Origin of the sequence: Corallococcus exercitus (assembly GCF_003611585.1) — a bacterium.
Lineage (GTDB): Bacteria > Myxococcota > Myxococcia > Myxococcales > Myxococcaceae > Corallococcus > Corallococcus exercitus.
In genome coordinates this window covers 1-18,731 of sequence record NZ_RAVW01000174.1, presented here as the reverse complement: position 1 = coordinate 18,731, position 18,731 = coordinate 1, and the positions used below count along the sequence as shown (strand labels likewise).

Sequence of the window (18,731 nt, the reverse complement as noted above, 5' to 3'; positions counted from 1 at the left end):
GTCGTGGATCCCCGTGGTCTTCCCCACCACGACCCCGCCCACGCAGGAGGTGGAGCTCGACCTGCTGGCCATGGGCGTCACCGGTTCGCAGCTGTGCTGGAAGGTGGACATCAGCAGCCCCAACGAGCGGTGCGTTCCCATCATCGACGACGTGGACATCGGCTATCAGGCCGTGCGCTCGGGCGCCTACGCGCGCTCCAGCCCCAGCACGCTGGGCAACGTCGCCATCTGGGGTGTGAACGAGACGCCGGGCCAGGCCTGGGGCACGGGCTGGAGCTCCACCAAGGGCAGCATGCCCGGGCCGGGCATCCGCGCCTATGACGGCACCAAGGACTACGGCATCCGCGGCCGTCTGTACCTGCAGTCGCTCTACTTCCCGGAAGACCCCTCGAAGACGGACGCGAAGGAGCAGTGGGAGGCCGGTCGCGTGATGGCGCTGTCGCTCACCAGCGGGGAGCTGAAGGACCGCAAGCTCTACACGACGGACGCCTCGGGCAACCGCGTGGACGTCAAGCAGGCGGCGCTGGCGCTGTTCCCCGACAGCCTCTGCAACGACTACAGCGAGATCGACGGCCGCTTCCGGTACGACCTGAACCACGACGGCCGCTGCGGCACGCCCACCATCGACAAGAATGACTTCCCCGAGAAGAACATCCCGGGCCCGGAGAACGACCGCGACTTCCTGGTGGACTGGCTGTACGGGTACGAGAACCGCCTGGCCACCGGTAGCAACAACCAGCGCCGGCCCTGGGCCATGGGTGGCATCAACCTGTCCACCGTGGCGGTGGCGGTGCCGCCGTACCAGGACCACTTCTACCAGAACGCGAAGCCGACCGAGCGGGACCTCTACCGCGACAACTTCATGAAGCCGATGGAGAAGCGCGACACCGTGGCCTACGTGGGAACGATGACGGGCGCCCTCCATGCCTTCGACACGGGTGACTTCCGCAATGCCCTGCGCGACGGCTGCCTCGGGTACGACCAGCAGCGCGGCTACTTCGAGCCCAAGGCCTGTGGCAGCGCGACCAGCCCCGCGGACCGTGAGTACGGCACCGGCAAGGAGCTCTTCTCCTACATGCCGAGCATGATGATCAGCCAGTACCGCAACCAGTACGTGCGCTTCCGCGGCTCCACCACCCTGCCCAAGCCCCAGATTGATGCCTCGCCCACCATCGCCAACGTGGACCTGGGCACCAAGGCGGATTGGAACGACTCCGGCATCGAGTTCAAGTGGACCCCTGCCGCGACCAAGTCGCGCAATACGGGAGCGAAGACGGTGCTCGTGTCCGCGTCGGGCAAGAGCAGCCCGGTGGTGTTCTCGCTCGACATCACGCATCCGGAGCTCGAGAACGAGTACCCGCTGCCCATGTGGGAGTTCAGCCTCGCGGACTCGACCGTCGCGACCGAGTTCGCCAAGGACTCCAGCGTCAAGCCGCCGGACAACACCGGCTCGCGCCACGCGCCTTCCGTGGCCCGCATCGCCTGGGGCCCGGACGACAAGAACAAGCGCTGGGTGGCGGTGGTGGGAACCGACTACGAGCCGGCGAACAAGCGGGCGGGCGCGGTGTTCCTGCTCGACATGAAGACGGGCCGGCCGCTCGACTTCGACTCGACGGCCGCCGGCAAGCTCGCGGGCGTCATCACCTTCGAGGAGGGCGTCGGCATCGCGGCGGAGACGGCGCTGCTGGACCTGGACCAGGACGGCACCTACGACGTCATGTACGTGCCCACCACGAACGGAAGCATCTGGCGCGTCAACCTCAAGAAGGTGACCAAGGGCAACAAGCTGGGCAACAAGGTGGACAAGTGCATGGTGGCCAAGGCCTCGGTGGCGCTGAAGGGCCAGGTCGCCGACAAGGACCTGGACTACCAGCAGCTCTACTCGAACATGGCCGTGAAGCTCATCAGCACGGACAAGGGTCCCTCGGTGCGCTTCTTCTTCGGCACGGGTGACAACCCGGATCAGTACACGGATGGCCCCAAGGAAGTGGATCCGAAGAACCCCAAGTTCCAGTACTTCCTGCTCGGCTTCGAGGACACGGACCCCAAGAGCGAGAAGGCCTGCAAGTCCTTCGACCCGATGTGGGTGCAGAAGCTGGAGCCGGGCGAGAAGCTGTGGGGCGGCGTGACCGTCAGCGCGGAGAACGTCTACGCGGCGACCGCGGTGGGCGCGGCCGCGGACATCTGCAACCTGAGCGACAAGCGCAACGGCAGCGCCTACACGGCCAATCAGCTCACGGGCGCCATCAAGAAGTCGGCGCTGGACGGGCACGCCATCTCGCCGCCGGTGGTCCACGACGAGCACCTCTTCGTGCTCACCGCCACGGGCAAGATGAAGATCATGGGCGGCAAGAAGTGGAACAACAAGTCGGGCCTGAGCAGCATCCCCCGCTCGCAGATCATGCTGTGGGAATCCATGCCGGACGGGAGGCTGCCGCAATGAAGTCGCGCGCGGCACGGGGTGTCACCCTGCTGGAAGTCATGGCCACCATGGCCGTCATGATGCTGGGCGTGGCGGCCGCGATGACCGTGGTCAGCCAGACCACCCGCACCAACCGCCGGACCCTGACGGCCAACCAGGCGCAGGTCATCGCGGAGCGTGAGCTGGAGTCCATCCTCGCGCGCGGGTGCGAGGGGACGAAGGACTGCAGCAACCTGGATAACTACTCCTTCACCGTCTACCAGACGTCGGAGGGAGTCCTGAGGACCACCGCCCCCACGGCGGCCGGTCTCGTGGCCCGCGCCTACACCGTGGACGTGGACGTAGACAACTCCGCGAAGCCGGGCACCGCGGAAGGCGGCAAGTGGGGTGAGCCGTCCATCAGCCGCGTGCTGGCGGGCGTCTCGAAAGGCACCCTGTTGAACGTGCGCGTGACCGTGAGCTGGACGGAGCCGAGCGTTCGCGCGGGCCGGCAGGCCGTGGTCCTCCAGACCCGATTGGCACCATGAAACCGACCTCCGTGAACGACCGGGGCTTCACGCTCCTCGAGGTGATGATCGCCAGCGCGCTGGGGGTCATCGTATTGACCACCGGACTCGTGGTGGGCACGCAGATGCAGAAGCGTGCCCTCTTCGAGGAACAGACCATGGTCGCGCAGATCACGGGCCGGGCGGTGAAGGAGCAGCTCACCTCGGACCTGAGCCGTGCCGGGGCGGGCATGGGCAACACGCCCATCTCCTTCTCGGACACGAACCTGAGCTCGGCCCTCATGGTCTGGAGCAAGCCGGACCTGAAGACGGCGGTCGGGACCACGCTGACCCCGGACCCGGACTTCGTGCCGGCCCCCACGGAGGACCTGAAGTCGGACGCCATCCAGGTCTACTGGGGCAGCACGCGGGACATGCTCACCCTGCGCACCTGCGGGGGCACCACGATGCGCGACACCACCGACGCGCTGGGGAAGACCTTCTGCACGACGGTGTCCCCTTCCGCGGCCCTCGCCACGGGCGGCTCCGTGCCGGTGGTGTTCGTCAGTGGGGGCAACAAGCTGGCCTGCCCGGGGACGCTCGACAGCGTGGACACCGCCGGTGCCAAGCTCACCCTCAAGAACCCCTTCACGAGCACCTACTGCCTCAACGCCGACACGTGGAAGCCCGACACGACCGCAAAGGATCCGGAGAACTGGCTGGCGCTGCGCCTGGACGGCGCGGCCTACCGGGTGAACTGGAAGGGCAACATCCCCACGCTGGAGTACCAGTCGCCGGGGATGACCACCTGGGCCGTGCTCAGCCGTGACGTGGAGCAGATGACCGTGCGCGAGGGGGTCATGGACTTCGACACGTTGAAGACCTCGTTGGATTGGTACCCCGGCGACAACAGCTACAACGTGGGCGTGCAGCACCCGCCCATCTCCCAGTGCACGCGGGCCCTCTTCGACTCGAAGGCCTGCTTCCTGGGCAAGGCGCTGGACGGCACGGACATCCCCAAGCCTGCCACGGACGAGGAGCTGATCCGGCAGCTGCGCCAGCGGGTCCGCCTGCTGGAGGTGTCCCTGGTCATCCGCACCCGTCGCGTCAACCAGGACGCGGTCCTCACGGGCACTGACGAAGAGGGCTATGCACGGGACGGCTACAAGCGCCGGCGCTTCACCTTCATGGTGGAGCCGCGCAACTTCGCCTCGGTCGGGCTGGTCCGGCTGAAGCTGAAGGAGGAGGCCAGCAAGTGAAGCGCACTCGGGGCATGACCTTGCTGGAGCTGATGACGGCCGTGGCCATCGTGGCCGTGCTGATTGGCCTGGCCGTGGCGGGAGTGCAGGGCCGTATCGGCGGGCAGCGGGAGAATGCCGCCACCCGGGAGCTGTGGTCCTCCGCGCTGCGCGCGCGCCAGCTGGCCATCAGCACCAACCAGCCGGTGCGGTTCGTGGTGGAGGCCAACGTCGACCAGCCGGACGGCAAGAAGCACACCGTGGCCCGCTGGGAGCAGCTGAAGTGCGGCGACGATCTGGGCAACCCGGACCTGTGGACGCTGGACCAGTGTCCCAGCATCGCCTGCGTGAACAAGACCTGCCGCGACGTGCCCTCGTGCTGCAGCGACAAGGGGCCGGACATCGTCATCCCGCCCACCATGAACGCCGCGAACATGAACAGCCTGTGCTTCCTGCCGGGCACGGGCCGGCCGGTGCTCCAGATGAACTGCTTGAGGGGGGAGCTTGGCCAGCCCGGCAAGGTCGCCGCCGCGGCCCCGAAGGACTGGTCCATCCAGTTCCGCTTCACCTCCAACCGCGCCAAGAGCGTGCTGATGGTGGAGCCGCTGACGGGCCTGTCCAGCGTGATGGACTGCGACTCGCTGGCCGCCACCACCACCGACACCAGCCGGAAGGACATCCGGCTGGCGGATGCGTGCGCGAAGTAACCCAGGCCTTCCGCGCGCCCGGGGACCTTCCCGTGTCCCGGGCGCGTGTGAGCCTCCCTGCCTGGCGGCCGTGCCTCGGGCTCCATGGACACGACAGGGGTCCGCATCCAGCGTTGATTTGGGACAGGGCGCACCCTAATTAGCCGAGGGCCCCCACACGGGCCCCCGAATGGATACCTCCCTTCCTCCGAAGTCCGACGGCACGTCCTGGCCCGGCGGCGCTCCCCCTCCCTCCGGTGACGCCTTCGCCCGGCTCCTGGCCTCCCTGCGCGCGGGGCACCGTGCGCGGACGCAGGGGGTGAAGGGCGCGGCGCGCGGCCACCTGCTCGCCCGCCTGCACCGCGAGCTGCGCGCGCCCCTGGTGTGCGTGGCCGCGGATGAAGAGGCGGCGGATGCGCTCGCGCACGACCTGGCCTTCTTCCTGGGCGGCACCGGCAGCCTGCTGGAGCCCCGCGTGCTGCGCCTGCCCGCGGACGAGGTGCTCCCCTACGACGAGCTGTCGCCGGAGGCCGGCCCCATCACGGAGCGGCTGGGCGCGCTGTTCCACCTGGCGCGCGGCACGCCGTTCCCCGCGCTGGTGCTGTCCCTGCGCGCGCTGCACCGCCGCGTGCTGCCGCTGGCGGTGATGGAGGGGCTGGCCCAGCGCGTGGAGGTGGGCCAGGACTTCGACCGCGACTCGCTGGCGCGGAAGCTTGCGCTGATGGGCTACCAGAACAGCCCGCTGGTGGAGGACAAGGGCACCTTCAGCGTGCGCGGCGGCCTGCTGGACGTCTTCAGCCCGCTGTACGAGCGGCCGGTGCGCCTGGAGTTCTTCGGGGACACCATCGAGTCCATCCGCGTCTTCGACCCGGAGTCGCAGCGCACCGTGGACGCGCTCAAGACCGTGGACCTGGTGCCCGCGCGCGAGCTGCTGCTCACCGACGACACCCGCCCGCGCGCCGAGGCCGCCGCCCGCGCGGTGGCGGACCGCATCAACCTGCCCACCATCAAGCTGCGTGAGCGGCTGGATGCGCTGAGGGAAGGACTGCCCGGCTTCGGCCTGGAGGGGCTGCTGCCCGGGTTCTTCGAGGGCGGCCTGGCCACGGTGTTCGACTACCTGCGCGCGTGGGCGCCGGAGCCCGTCGTCTACCTGGACGACCCGGTGGGGCTGGACCGCGCGCTGGAGGAGCTGTGGGCGGAGCTGGCCAAGGGCGTGGAGGAGGCGGACGCGCGCCAGGACCTCACCTATCCGCCGGAGCACCACTTCCTCACGCGTGAGGGCGTGGCGGCAGGCCTCAAGGCCCTGCGCGTGGTGGAGGGCGGAGGCCTGTCGCTCTCGCAGTCCGAAGCGCCCGTGGCCTTCACCTTCGGCACGACGCAGGACCTGCGCGAGGCCATCCTCGCGCACCACGGCGAGGAGGGCGCGCTCACCCCGCTGGTGGAACGGCTCCAGCGCTGGCGCGACACGGGCGTGGCGTGCGCGGTGGCGTGCGGCACGCTGAGCCAGGCGGACCGGCTCAAGCGGCTGCTGCTGGACCGGTCCGTGATGGTGAAGGTGCACACGGAGGCGCTGCAGGACCCGGCGAAGCTCTACGAGCCGGCGGTGTGGGCGCACCTGTTCACCGGCGAGGTGAGCCACGGCTTCACCGACCCCGAGGGCCGGCTGGCGGTGCTCGCGGACGAGGAGATCTTCGGCGTCCGCTCGCGCCGCCGCGTCAAGCGCAGCAAGAAGCTGGACGCGTTCGCCGCGGGCTTCAAGGACCTGAAGGAAGGCGACCTCATCGTCCACACCGACTTCGGCATCGGGCGCTACGCGGGCCTGACGAAGATGGAGGTGCAGGGCGTGCCGGGGGATTTCCTCGTCCTGGAGTACGCGGGGCGGGACAAGATCTACCTGCCGGTGGGCCGCATGCGGCTCATCCAGAAGTTCACCGGCGGCGACCCGGAGAAGGTCCAGCTGGACAAGCTGGGCACGACGAGCTGGGAGAAGACGAAGAAGCGCGTCAAGGAGCAGCTGCTCAAGATGGCGGCGGAGCTGCTGCAGATGGCCGCCGCGCGCAAGGCGCACCCCGGCTACGCGTTCGCGCCGCCGGACCGCTACTACGCCCAGTTCGAGGCGGACTTCGAGTTCGAGGAGACGCCAGACCAGGCGAAGGCCATCGAGGACGTGCTCGCGGACATGCAGAAGGCGCAGCCGATGGACCGGCTCGTCTGCGGCGACGTGGGCTACGGCAAGACGGAGGTGGCCATGCGCGCCGCCTTCAAGGCCACGCTGGACCGCAAGCAGGTGGCGGTGCTGGTGCCCACCACGGTGCTGGCGCAGCAGCACTTCCATTCCTTCAAGAAGCGCTTCAAGGACTACCCCGTCACGGTGGAGGTCATCTCCGGCATCCGCAAGCCGCCGGAGATCCGCGACATCCTCCGCCGCGCCAAGGAGGGCAAGGTCGACATCGTCATCGGCACGCACAAGCTGCTGGCGGGTGACGTGTCCTTCAAGGACCTGGGGCTCCTGGTGGTGGACGAGGAGCAGCGCTTCGGCGTGAAGCAGAAGGAGGCGCTCAAGCGGCTGCGCACGCAGGTGGACGTGCTGACGCTGACGGCGACGCCCATCCCCCGCACGCTGCACATGAGCATGTCCGGCGTGCGCGACATGAGCATCATCGCCACGCCTCCGCAGGACCGCCGGGCCATCCGCACCTTCGTGATGAAGTACGACGAGGCCGCCATCAAGGAGGCCGTCGAGCGTGAAATCGCCCGCGGCGGCCAGGTCTTCTTCGTGCACAACCGCGTGGAGTCCCTGCCCTCCATGGAGCAGGAGCTGAAGAAGCTCCTGCCCAACGTCTCCATCGGCGTGGCGCACGGCCAGATGGGCGAGGGGCAGCTGGAGAAGGTGATGCTCCAGTTCACGGAGCACAAGTTCCAGGTGCTCCTGTGCACGAGCATCATCGAGAGCGGCATCGACATCTCCAGCGCCAACACGATGATCGTCAACCGCGCGGACCAGTTCGGCCTGGCGCAGCTCTACCAGCTGCGCGGACGCGTGGGCCGCAGCAAGGAGCGCGCGTACGCGTACCTGCTGGTGCCCACCCGCCGCCCGGTGACGAAGGACGCGCAGCGGCGCCTGGAGGTGCTCCAGAACTTCACGGAGCTGGGCGCGGGCTTCTCCATCGCCAGCCACGACCTCGAAATCCGAGGCGCGGGCAACCTGCTGGGCGAGAAGCAGTCCGGCGCCATCGCGGAGATCGGCTTCGACCTGTACGCGCAGCTGATGGAGGAGGCCGTCGCGGAGCTCCAGGGCATGCCGCCCAAGGTGCACGTGGAGCCGGACATCAACCTGCCCATGCCGGCGCTCATCCCCGACGACTACGTGGCGGACGTGCACCAGCGGCTGGTGTTCTACAAGCGCTTCAGCCAGGCCAGCCACCCGGACGAGGTGACGGACCTGCGCGCGGAGCTGGTGGACCGCTACGGCGAGGCGCCCGACGAGGTGGACGCCCTCTCCGAGGTGACGCTCCTGAAGATCGACATGCGCGAGCTGCGGCTGCGCGCGCTGGAGGCGGGCCCCGGCCGGCTGTCCCTGGCGCTGGGCGGCGACGCGCTGCTGGACGGCGCGAAGGTGGCGGGGCTGGTGCAGCGCTCCAAGGGCTTCTACCGGCTGACGCCGGACATGAAGCTCATCGCGCGCGTGCCCGCGGAGGTGAAGGGGCACGCGCTGCTGGCGGAGGCGCACAAGCTGCTGCGCGACGTGGGCACCTGCGCGCTGCCCCGGCACTGACGCACGCGGAGGGACTTAAGCTAGGCTGGCCGCCGAATGGCGATTGAGAAGGCGCTGTTGCTCATCGCGGACATCGGCGGCTACACCCGCTTCATGCGGCAGCACCGCTTCGGTCTCGCGCACGCGCAGGACACGGTGGCGCAGCTGCTGGAGGCCGTCATCGACGCGTCCGGCCGGTTCAAGCTGGCGAAGCTCGAAGGCGACGCGGCCTTCTTCTACGCCGTGGGCGACGACGTCTCACCGGTGGCGAAGCAGGTCGCGGCCATCCGCCGGGCCTTCCTGGCCCGCAAGGAGGAGCTGGCCCTGGACCGCATGTGCAAGTGTGACGGGTGCACGCAGGTGGGCGCCCTGACGCTCAAGTTCGTGGCCCATGCCGGGGAGGTGGCCTTCCAGAAGGTGAAGCACCTCACGGAGCTGGCGGGAGTGGACGTCATCCTCCTGCACCGGATGCTGAAGAACGACGTGCCCCTGTCCGAGTACGTCCTGATGACGGACGCGGTGCACCAGCGGCTGGACCCGGAGCTGCGCCAGCTCAGCCAGGAGCTGGAGCACGACTTCGAGGGCATGGGCCGCACGGCGACGCACTACATCGACCTGAGCGCGCTGGTGGCGAGCGTGCCCGCGCCGCGCCCCAGCCTGCCGCGCAAGCTGTGGCACAAGCTGACGATGGAGCTGCGCTCGCTGAAGTACGTGCTCGGCCTCAAGGAGGCGTGCGAGGGCTTCCGCAACGTCGAGATCGTCGACGCCATCGTGCCGAAGAAGCCCTGAGGCGCCGGGCCTTCAGCGGCCCGCGCAGAAGCGGGCCACCGCCTGCGTGAGCGCGGCCTCGCAGCGCACCAGGTCCTCCATGGGGACGAACTCCCCCGTCTGGTGCGCGACGCGGATGTCGCCGGGGCCAAACACCACGGCCTCAGCGCCCAGCTCCGTGAGCTGGGGGGCCTCCGTGCCGAAGGACACCGTTTCGGACGCATTGCCGCTCACCTCTTCCAGGAAGCGCACCACGTCCGCGTCGCCGCGCGTGTGGACGCCCCGGTCCATGCGCAGCACCTTGATGCGCGCCTCGTAGGCGGGCTCGTCGCGCGTGAGCTCCTGGCGGATGTGCTCCATCATCTCCGGGACGCGCTCGGCGGCCTGACCGGGGATGGGACGCCACTCCACGGTGAAGCGGCAGGAGCCGGGCAGGACGTTCTTCGCCTTGCCGCCCTGGATGAGGCCCACGTTCACCGTGGTGAAGGGCGGCTGGAAGCCCTCGTCGCGGTCCTCGCGCAGGACGGTGTTCGCCAGCGTCTCCAGTTTCTGCAGGAAGCGGCCGGCGCGGAAGATGGCGGACGCGCCCAGCTCCGGGTACGCGCTGTGCCCTTCCTTGCCCAGCGCCTCCACCTCCGCCAGGCAGTAGCCCTTGTTGGCGCGCACGGGGATGAGGCGCGTGGGCTCGCCGACGATGGCGTGCTTCGCGCGGCCCAGGCCCGCGGCCACCAGCTTCTTCGCGCCCACGAGCCCCACCTCTTCGTCCGCGGTGAGGATGATGAGGAGGGGCGCGTCCAGCTTCGGCAGGTCCTTGCGCGTGGCGGTGTGCAGCGCGCAGGCGATGAAGCCCTTGGTGTCGCAGGCGCCGCGGCCGTACAGCTTGCCGTCGCGTTCGGTGAGGCGCAGCGCGTCCGTCCAGGCGGCGTCATAGGGCACGCAGTCGGAGTGGCCCACCAGGGCCAGCGCGGCGCGGTCGGCGTCGCCCTTGCGCGCGACCAGGTTCACCTTCGCCACGCCCGCGTCGTCGGTGTAGTGCTGGCGCTCGGCGGTGAAGCCCGCGGCCTCCAGCCGCGCCTGGGCGTAGTCGATGAGGGGCGCGTTGGGGCGCGAGGACGTGGTGTCCAGCGCCACCAGTTCCGCCAGGGTGGCCCGCAGCGCGGGCAGCGTGTCGCTCATGGGACGGCCTCCAGTCAGGCCACCTCCATGCCACCGCCCGCGCCGCGACGCCAGTGGGCCCGTGGCTTCAGCGTCGCGCGGAGGCCACCCTGCTCGTTACAGGCCGGACGCGGACTCCGGCGCGGGCTCCGCGTCCGGGTTCCCCAGGCCCTTGAGGATGGCGGGTTCGGACGCGCTCACGTGGCCCACGTAGAAGACCCCGTGGTAGCCCTCCTTGTTCGCCGAGCTCCAGGCGTGCATGAAGAAGCGGTCGCCGTTGTCCTTGCCTTTCGCTTCCTTCACACCGCAGTCCAGCTTGCTGCCTTGCTTGTTCGCCGCGCAGATCCACGCCGTGCCGCTGTCGTAGGCCATGTCCAACGCCGTGACGTCGTCGAGCTGATCCTTCAGCTGGTAGCCCATGGGCCGGTACTGCTTGTCCCACGGGAGGCCCTTCGCGGTGCGTGAGTGGATGTTGCCGCTCACCACCAGATGGAAGCGCTGCGGTTTCGCCTTCACCTGCGCCAGCACCGTCTGCGTCAGCGCGTCCTCGCGCGGCTGCCCGGAGAGCTTCGGGTGGTCGTAGACGAACACCGCCACGTCCAGGCCCTGGGCTCGCAGCTGGCGCAGTTGCTCCAGCATGTTGGCCACCGCTTCACTGCCACGGCCATCCGGGTACGGGCTGCGCCAGAAAGGGGCTTCCATCAGCTTGAGCCAGTCCACCTCTCCGCCCTGGCTCTGGAGGAACGCCGTGATGCGCTCCTCGTTCTCCACCGGCAGCTCCAGGCCCACCGTCACCGGCATGCCCGACGTGACGAGCTGACACACGGACTGCGCGATGAAGCGCGGCACCTCCTGCGTGCCGTGCAGCTCTCCCAGCAGCATCACCCCACCCGCCTTCGCCTGCTTCTTCAGGCCCAGGATGGACTGGCCGCATTCGGTGAACGCCGGGGTGTCCTTCGCCACCTGCTGCTCCCCCTTCACCGGCTGCTTCTTGGCGAGCTTGGGCATGATGCCCCGGAACACCCGCCACTCCATGGTCAGGTCACGCGTGCCCTGCCCCGACTCCATGTAGAACGCGTTCTCCCCTACCGGAAAGGACAGCCGGTCCCCGTCGTCTTCCGGGCTCAGGGCAATCCCGTCCTCGCCGACGGGCCGGATGCTTCCCCAATCCAATTCCTTGCCCGGCCGGGAGAGCGCCTTGTTCGCCGACTTGGTGATGCGGATGATCCACAGCTTGCTCTTCGTGGGCGTCTCGCGCTTGCCCATGACCATGTAGCGGTGCCAGTAGCCGGCGATCTTCGAGCCGCCGAACTCCTGCTTCCACTCGGTCTCCAGCACCAGGCTGCCCCGGTCCTCGCGGTAGGGCAGGCGCGCGTCCGTGAAGTACTGCCGGACCGACGGCCACATCTCCTCCAGCGGCACGTCGTAGACGGCCTCGTAGTCCGGCGTCTCCAGCTCCTGCCGCCCGGCACACCCCACCGCCAGGAGCAACGCCAGCCATCCCATCCTCAACATCGAGCGCATTCGCACCGCCTCCATCACGTTCCGCGATGTGATGAACAACGCCGCGCACGCCGGGGGCATATCGCCCGCGCTCGTTACAGGCCCGGCGCGGACTCCGGCGCGGGCGCCGCGTCCGGGTTCCCCAGCCCCTTGAGGACGGCGGGCTCGGACGCGCTCACGTGGCCCACGTAGAAGACCCCGTGGTAGCCCTCCTTGTTCGCCGAGCCCCAGGCGTGCACGAAGAAGCGGTCGCCGTTGTCCTTCCCCTTCGCTTCCTTCACGCCGCAGTCCAGCTTGCGTCCCTGCGCATCCGCCGCGCAGATCCACGCCGTGCCGCTGTCGTAGGCCATGTCCAACGCGGTGACATCATCGAGCTGGTCCTTCAGCTGGTAGCCCATGGGCCGGTACTGCTTGTCCCACGGAAGCCCCTTCGCGGTACGCGAGTGGACGTTGCCGCTCACCACCAGATGGAAGCGCTGGGGTGTTGCCTTCACCTGCGCCAGCACCGTCTGCGTCAGCGCGTCCTCGCGCGGCTGCCCGGAGAGCTTCGGGTGGTCGTAGACGAACACCGCCACGTCCAGACCCTGGGCTCGCAGCTGGCGCAGCTGCTCCAGCATGTTGGCCACCGCTTCGCTGCCACGGCCATCCGGGTACGGGCTGCGCCAGAAGGGCGCCTCCATCAGCTTGAGCCAGTCCACTTCACCGCCCTGGCTCTGGAGGAACGTGGTGATGCGCTCCTCGTTCTCCACCGGCAGCTCCAGGCCCACCGTCACCGGCACTCCGGACGTGACGAGCTGGCACACGGACTGCGCGATGAAGCGCGGCACCTCCTGCGTACCGTGCAGCTCCCCGAGCAGCACCACCCCGCCCGCCTTCGCCTGCTTCTTCAAACCGAGGATGGACTGGCCGCACTCGGTGAAGGTGGGGGCGTCCTTCGCGCCCGGCGCCTTCGCCACCTGCTGCGCCGCGCTCACCTGCTGCTGCTTCTTCGCCAGCTTGGGCATGATGCCCCGGAACACGCGCCACTCCATCGTCAGGTCACGTGTGCCCTGCCCGGAGTCCACGTAGAAGGCGTTCTCCCCCACCGGGAAGGCCAGCCGGTCCCCCTCGTCCTCGACGGAGATGGAGTAGTCACCGTTCCCGAGCGAGAATTGATCCCGCTGCGAGGGGTCCCCTCCGAGTCCCCGATTCGTGCCCCAGTCCAGCTGCCGGCCGGGCGCCGCCAGCGCCTTGTTCACGGACTTGGTGATGCGGATGATCCACAGCTTGCTCCTGGTCGGCGTCTCGCGCTTGCCGATGACCATGTAGCGGTGCCAGTAGCCGGCGATCTTCGAGCCGCCGAACTCCTGCTTCCACTCGGTCTCCAGCACCAGGCTGCCGCGGTCCTCACGGTAGGGCAGGTTCGCGTCCGTGAAGTACTCCCTGACCGAAGGCCACATCTCCTCCAGCGGCAGGTCGTAGATGGCCTCGTAGTCCGGTGTCTCCAGGTCCTGCCGCCCGGCGCAGCCCCCCACGGCCAACCCCACCAGCATCATCAGCGACAGCCAGAGTCCTGAACGCATCCACGTCCTCCCGCGAAAATCGCACATCGCGGAGCATCAACGGCCCTGGCCCGCCCGCCATATCGAACCCCGTCTCCACCCTTACGGGTAGAGGCGCCGCGCGAGCTGCTGGAAGGCCCGGCCGCTCTCCTCCGTCAGCGGATGCCGGCCGTCCCGGACCAGGAGCCGGCCCGCCACCGCCACCTCGCGCACCGCGCCTCCCGCCGCCCCGAAGACGATGCCCGGCAGCAGCGACGCGGGCCCCGCGCCCACCAGCGACGGGTGCTGCACGTCCACCGTGAAGAAGTCCGCGGGCGACCCAGGTGACAGCGTGCCCGTGCCCATCCCCAGGCTCCGCGCGCCCTGCACCGTGGCCATGTCGAAGAGCCGTGCCGCCAGCCCGTCCAGCGTCCCCTTGCCCGGGTCCAGCACCGCCCGGCGCAGCCGCACCAGCCGCAGGTGCTGCTCCAGTTGCCGCGCCTCGTCCAGCAGGTCCACCACCGTCTGGCTGTCCGAGCCGAAGCTCACGCGCGCCCCGGCCTTCACCAGCGCGTCCGCCGGCACGATGCCGTCGCCCAGGTTGCGCTCCGTGGACGGGCACGCGCACACCGTGGCCTCCGCGCGGCCCAGCAGCGTCACCTCGGCGTCCGTCAGGTGCACGCCGTGCACGGCCGTGAAGCGCGGCCCCAGGAGGCCCACGTCCGCCACCAGCTCCACCGGACGGCGGCCGTGCTCCGCGAGGCACGCTTCAATCTCCTTCGGCTGCTCCGCCACGTGCATGTGGATGGGCATGCTCGCGGGCGCCGTGCGGGCCACCTGCGTCAGCCAGTCCTTCGACACCGCGCGCACGCTGTGCGGCGCCAGCCCCACGCTCACCCGCGCGTCACCGCGCACCGCGTGGGACAGCGCCTCCGTGGTGGACAGGAACGCGTCCACGTCCGCGTCGATGAAGCGGCGCTGACGCGGGTTGGCGGGCACGTTGAAGCCCGCGCGCGCGTAGCCCACCCGCAGCAGGCAGATGCGCAGCCCCACGTCCGTGGCCGCGCGGATGACCGCGTGCGCCAGCGCGTTGCGGTCCGCGTAGGGCGTCCCGTCCGCCTGGTGGTGCAGGTAGTGGAACTCGCCCACGGTGGTGATGCCCGCGAGCACCATCTCCAGGAACACCTGCCGGGAGGCGACGTGGATCTCCTCCGGCGTGAGCGCCTCCGCGGCGCGGTACATCGCCTCGCGCCAGGACCAGAAGTCGTCCTGCCCGCCGGCCGACGCCACGTATTCGGTGCGCCCGCGGATGAGCCGCTGGAACGCGTGCGAGTGGCCGTTGACCAGCCCCGGCAGCAGCGCCCGCCCCGCGAGCCGCTCCACGCGCGCCCCTTCGGGCACCGCGCCGAGCACACGGCCATCCGCGCCCACCGCCAGCGCACGGCCTTCGTGGAAACGCCCGTCCACGAAGAGGAAGTCGGGTTGGTAGACAGTGATGTCGCTCACGCGCGGCAGCGTATGCCAGTTCGCCGCGACGCGCGGTAGCGGCTTCAGGCGCCCATTTCAGCGACGTCCATGAAGGGCACGCGGTGCTCCGCCCAGGGACGGGTGCGCACCGCGTCGCGGATCCACGTGCCGTGGCGCCGCTCGTCCTCGCGGTGCTTGCGGATGAGGAGCTTCACCTCCGGGGACCACTCGAACTGGAGCGCCAGCTCATAGGCCCGGTCGAACAGCTCCTCGTTGCCGAGCATGGCCCACAGCGTGGCCTCCGTCCCCATCAGCCCCGTCATGGCCGTCAGGCCCTTCATCGCGGAGCCCTTCAGGTCCGGGCGCAGCGTCACCGGCTCGCCCCCGAAGTGGAGGATGAGCGTGTTGAGGTCCTGCACGTGGCGCAGGTGGTCCGCGCGGAAGCTGTTGAGGCGCTCGCGCACCAGGGCCGGCCCGATGCGGGCGATGGCCACGTCGTATGCGCCCACGGCGTCGGCATCGAGCTGGGCCAGGCTGTGCAGGCGATCCACTTCGGACTTGTTGGCCATGGGGTGCCTCCTCCAACCGGGTACGCGACTGCTCGGGCCCGAACAATGTGGGGATGCCTCTTCCCGGAACCAACCGCCGTTCCCTCCCTCATCCCTCCTTCGAGCCCAGGGCGGGCGGACGGCCGTGGGCCCATTCCGGGGATGTGGCCGAAAAATCAGATGCCGGGTCCGCGCGGGGAGCGCCTGCTCCCCTGCCTGCCCACCAACCGATGTGAGGAATTGCGCGCCCGCTCTCCTGTGCAGAGCGTTGGAGGGTGAAGACCTCCGACACCCAGAAGCGTCTGAGCCGCTACCGGACGAAGCGCGACTTCCAGCTCACGCCCGAGCCGTCCCCGGACGTGACGGCTCCGAAGTCGAGCGCTCCCGTCTTCGTCATCCACAAGCACGACGCCACCCGGCTGCACTACGACCTGCGGCTGGAGATTGGCGGCGTCCTGGTGAGCTGGGCCATCCCCAAGGGCCCCAGCCACGACCCCGCGGTGAAGCGGCTGGCGGTCCAGACGGAGGACCACCCGCGCTCCTACGCGGACTTCGAGGGGCACATCCCGGATGACCAGTACGGCGGCGGCGATTCGCTGCTCTGGGAGTCCGGCACCTTCGAGGTCGTGCCCCCCGGCGACGCCGAGGCGCAGCTGAAGCGCGGGCACCTGGAGGTCCTGCTGCACGGCGCGAAGCTCAAGGGCCGCTGGCACCTCATCCGCACCCGCCCGCGCGGCGGCAAGGCGCAGTGGCTCTTCTTCAAGGCGAAGGACGAGTACGCCAAGGCTGACTACGACGTCACGGTGGAGCGCCCCGAGTCCGTGAAGAGCGGCCAGGTGGAGACGCAGGGCCCGCGCAAGCCGGGGGTGCTGCGCACCAGGAAGCCCGCGGCGCCCGTGCGCGCGGTGCCCGCGGCCCGCCTCCAGAAGACCGTGCGCAAGCCCTCGAAGGCGGCCCGTCCCCCGTCGACGCCGGAGAAGCTGCTGGAGCGCGTGTGGCCTCCCATGCTGGCGCGGCTGGCGGTGTCCGACGAGGTGCACGACGAGACGCACGCCTACGAGGTGAAGTACGACGGCTTCCGCGCCGTGTGCGCCGTCACCCACGACAAGCTCGCGTTCCAGAGCCGCCGGGGCAACGATTTGTCGGGCCGCTTCGCCCGGCTCGCCGCCGCGCTGCGCGAGCTGCCCGCGAAGGACGTCGTCGTGGACGGGGAGATCGTCGCGCTCGACGAGAAGGGCCGCTCGCGCTTCCAGATTCTGCAGAACACGGAGGAGGGCGCGGAGCAGCGCTTCATCGTGTTCGACCTGCTGTGGCTGGACGGCGAGGACCTGCGCGAGCTTCCCTACGAGGAGCGCCGCGCGCGGCTGGAGAAGCTGATGGCCTCCGTGAAGCTGCCGCTGCAGCTCTCCGAGAAGCTGGACCTGTCGCTGTCGCGCGCGTTGCTGGAGGCGCGGCGCAAGGGGTGGGAGGGCATCATCGCCAAGCGCAAGGACTCGCCCTACACGGGCACGCGCTCCGGGGACTGGCTGAAGCTGAAGGTGGTCGCGGGCCAGGAGGTCGTCATCCTGGGGTACCTGCCCATCAAGAACGAGCGGGCGAAGTCGGAGATTGGCGCGCTGCGCGTGGGCGTGCGGGGCAAGGACGGCTTCGTCGACGTGGGCAAGGTGGGCACGGGCTACACGTCCAAGGACCGCCGCGAGCTGCGCTGGCTGCTGGACGCCACGCGCGTGAAGAAGCCGTCCGCCGTGGACGCGCCCACGAACACGGACACCGTCTGGGTGAAGCCGAAGTACGTGGCCCAGGTGAACTTCACGGAGTGGACGAAGGACGGCCGCCTGCGCCACCCCGTGTTCCAGGGGCTGCGCAGCGACAAGGTGCCCAAGGAGGTCGTGCGGGAACGCCCGGCCCCCATCGAGGGCGCCGCGCGCCGGGGCTCGCGCCGCGTGCCGGTGCAGGCCTCCGCCCGCACCGCGACGAGCAAGGCGCCCGCCGCGAAGGCGACGCGCGCGAAGTCCTCACGCGGGCCGGAGGTGGCCCTCACGCACGGCGACCGCGTGCTGTTCCCCGACTCCGGCCTGACGAAGGCGGACGTGTTCGCGTACTACGAGCAGGTGGCGCCGCTGCTCCTGCCCGTACTCGCGGACCGGCCCCTGTCCCACCAGCAGTGGCCCGCGGGCATCCAGGCGCCGGGCTTCTTCCGGCACGAGCTGTCCGGCATCCCCGCGTGGATGCCCACGCTGCGCGTGCGCCACGAGGACAAGACGCTGCGCCACGTGAACGTGAAGGACACGTCCGCGCTGTTGTGGCTGGCCAACCAGTCCGCGCTGACGCTGCACATGTGGCTGTCGCACGCGCCCCGGCTGGCGCAGCCGGACTTCGTGGTGTTCGACCTGGACCCCGGCACCGGCGGCTGGAAGGACGTGGTGAAGGTGGCCACCCTGCTGCACGCGCGGCTGGACGAGCTGGGCCTCAAGTCCTTCCCCAAGACGTCCGGCAAGCGCGGCCTGCACGTGCTGGTGCCCCTGGCGCCGGGCCACACCTATGCGCGCACGCAGGCGTTCGCGGACGCGCGGGCGCGCGAGCTGGAGGAGGAGCTGGGCGACATCGCCACCACGGAGCGCTCCATCCGCGAGCGCGGCGGGCGGCTCTACATCGACGCGGGCCAGAACGCGCGCGGCAAGACGGTGGTGGCGCCCTACTCCCTGCGCGCCGTGGAGGGTGCGCCCTTCTCCGCGCCGGTGGAGTGGAGCGAGGTGAACGGCCGCCTGGACCCGTACCGCTTCCGCCTGGAGACGCTGAAGAAGCGCCTGGACGCGGTGGGGGACCTGTTCGCGCCCGTGCTCCGGGTGAAGCAGGTGCTGCCGGACGAGTGAGCCGGCGGCTGACGCGCCGCTCCCTGAGCGGATGTTTCCCCCAAGGGGGCGGCGCGTGCTACTGCCCGCGCCGCCATGTCGTCCGTGACCGTCGTGAGCCTCGCCGCGAAGCCCGCGCCGCGGTGGAAGGTGTCCCTGGCGTACGCCACCTGCTTCATCCTCTGGGGCTCCACCTGGGCCGCCGTGAAGGTGGGGCTGGAGGACCTGCCGCCCCTGCGCTTCGTGGGAACGCGCATGCTCGTCGCGGGGGTGGCGCTGCTGCCCTTCGCGCGCTCGCGCGGGACGGCGCTGGGGGGCGGCACGGGGTGGCGC

General features: G+C 69.9%; 12 protein-coding genes and 1 pseudogene. 8 read left to right on the top strand and 5 right to left on the bottom strand.

The genetic code is table 11. The annotated features are described in order from the left end of the window. The 6 genes and pseudogenes from D7W79_RS21465 to D7W79_RS21440 all read left to right on the top strand — a co-directional run. A pseudogene (locus D7W79_RS21465) lies at positions 1-2,443 on the top strand (pilus assembly protein); the annotation flags it as partial. Beyond that, on the top strand, positions 2,440-2,949 hold the full coding sequence (locus D7W79_RS21460) for a type IV pilus modification PilV family protein (protein ID WP_120527251.1): 510 nt from the start codon (positions 2,440-2,442) through the stop codon (positions 2,947-2,949). The pseudogene D7W79_RS21465 and the gene D7W79_RS21460, both read left to right, overlap by 4 nt. Continuing rightward, the gene (locus tag D7W79_RS21455; RefSeq protein ID WP_120527250.1) at positions 2,946-4,166 is read left to right on the top strand and encodes a PilW family protein; all 1,221 of its coding nucleotides are present in this window, start codon (positions 2,946-2,948) and stop codon (positions 4,164-4,166) included. The genes D7W79_RS21460 and D7W79_RS21455 overlap by 4 nt, the downstream gene beginning before the upstream one ends. Beyond that, on the top strand, positions 4,163-4,852 hold the full coding sequence (locus tag D7W79_RS21450) for a pilus assembly FimT family protein (protein ID WP_120527249.1): 690 nt from the start codon (positions 4,163-4,165) through the stop codon (positions 4,850-4,852). The genes D7W79_RS21455 and D7W79_RS21450 overlap by 4 nt, the downstream gene beginning before the upstream one ends. Before the next feature lie 169 nt (positions 4,853-5,021). Continuing rightward, entirely contained in the window at positions 5,022-8,606 is a 3,585-nt protein-coding gene (gene mfd, locus D7W79_RS21445) for a transcription-repair coupling factor (RefSeq protein ID WP_120527248.1), read from the top strand. Positions 8,607-8,642: 36 nt separating this feature from the next. Continuing rightward, the gene (locus D7W79_RS21440; protein WP_120527247.1) at positions 8,643-9,374 is read left to right on the top strand and encodes a DUF2652 domain-containing protein; all 732 of its coding nucleotides are present in this window, start codon (positions 8,643-8,645) and stop codon (positions 9,372-9,374) included. Between the two features lie 12 nt (positions 9,375-9,386). Here D7W79_RS21440 and argE read toward each other — a convergent pair whose 3' ends face one another. The 5 genes from argE to D7W79_RS21415 all read right to left on the bottom strand — a co-directional run bounded on the left by argE (position 9,387) and on the right by D7W79_RS21415 (position 15,567). Further along, a complete protein-coding gene (gene argE / locus D7W79_RS21435) occupies positions 9,387-10,529 on the bottom strand; it encodes an acetylornithine deacetylase (RefSeq protein ID WP_120527246.1) in 1,143 nt (380 codons plus the stop codon). Between the two features lie 96 nt (positions 10,530-10,625). Beyond that, positions 10,626-12,032, bottom strand: coding sequence for a hypothetical protein (locus tag D7W79_RS21430; RefSeq protein WP_120527253.1), 1,407 nt, complete (start codon positions 12,030-12,032; stop codon positions 10,626-10,628). A gap of 74 nt (positions 12,033-12,106) precedes the next feature. Beyond that, the gene (locus D7W79_RS21425) at positions 12,107-13,573 is read right to left on the bottom strand and encodes a hypothetical protein (RefSeq protein ID WP_120527245.1); all 1,467 of its coding nucleotides are present in this window, start codon (positions 13,571-13,573) and stop codon (positions 12,107-12,109) included. An 81-nt stretch (positions 13,574-13,654) separates the two neighbouring features. Then, positions 13,655-15,037 (bottom strand): formimidoylglutamate deiminase, encoded by a 1,383-nt coding sequence (gene hutF, locus D7W79_RS21420; protein WP_120527244.1) that lies wholly within the window; start codon positions 15,035-15,037, stop codon positions 13,655-13,657. Between the two features lie 44 nt (positions 15,038-15,081). Beyond that, positions 15,082-15,567, bottom strand: coding sequence for a ferritin-like domain-containing protein (locus tag D7W79_RS21415; protein ID WP_120527243.1), 486 nt, complete (start codon positions 15,565-15,567; stop codon positions 15,082-15,084). A 254-nt stretch (positions 15,568-15,821) separates the two neighbouring features. Here D7W79_RS21415 and ligD point away from each other — a divergent pair, with 254 nt between their 5' ends. Then, a complete protein-coding gene (gene ligD, locus D7W79_RS21410; RefSeq protein ID WP_120527242.1) occupies positions 15,822-18,419 on the top strand; it encodes a DNA ligase D in 2,598 nt (865 codons plus the stop codon). 75 nt (positions 18,420-18,494) lie between these two features. Next, on the top strand, positions 18,495-18,731 hold a 237-nt coding region (locus tag D7W79_RS21405; RefSeq protein ID WP_147442001.1), incomplete at its 3' end, for an EamA family transporter.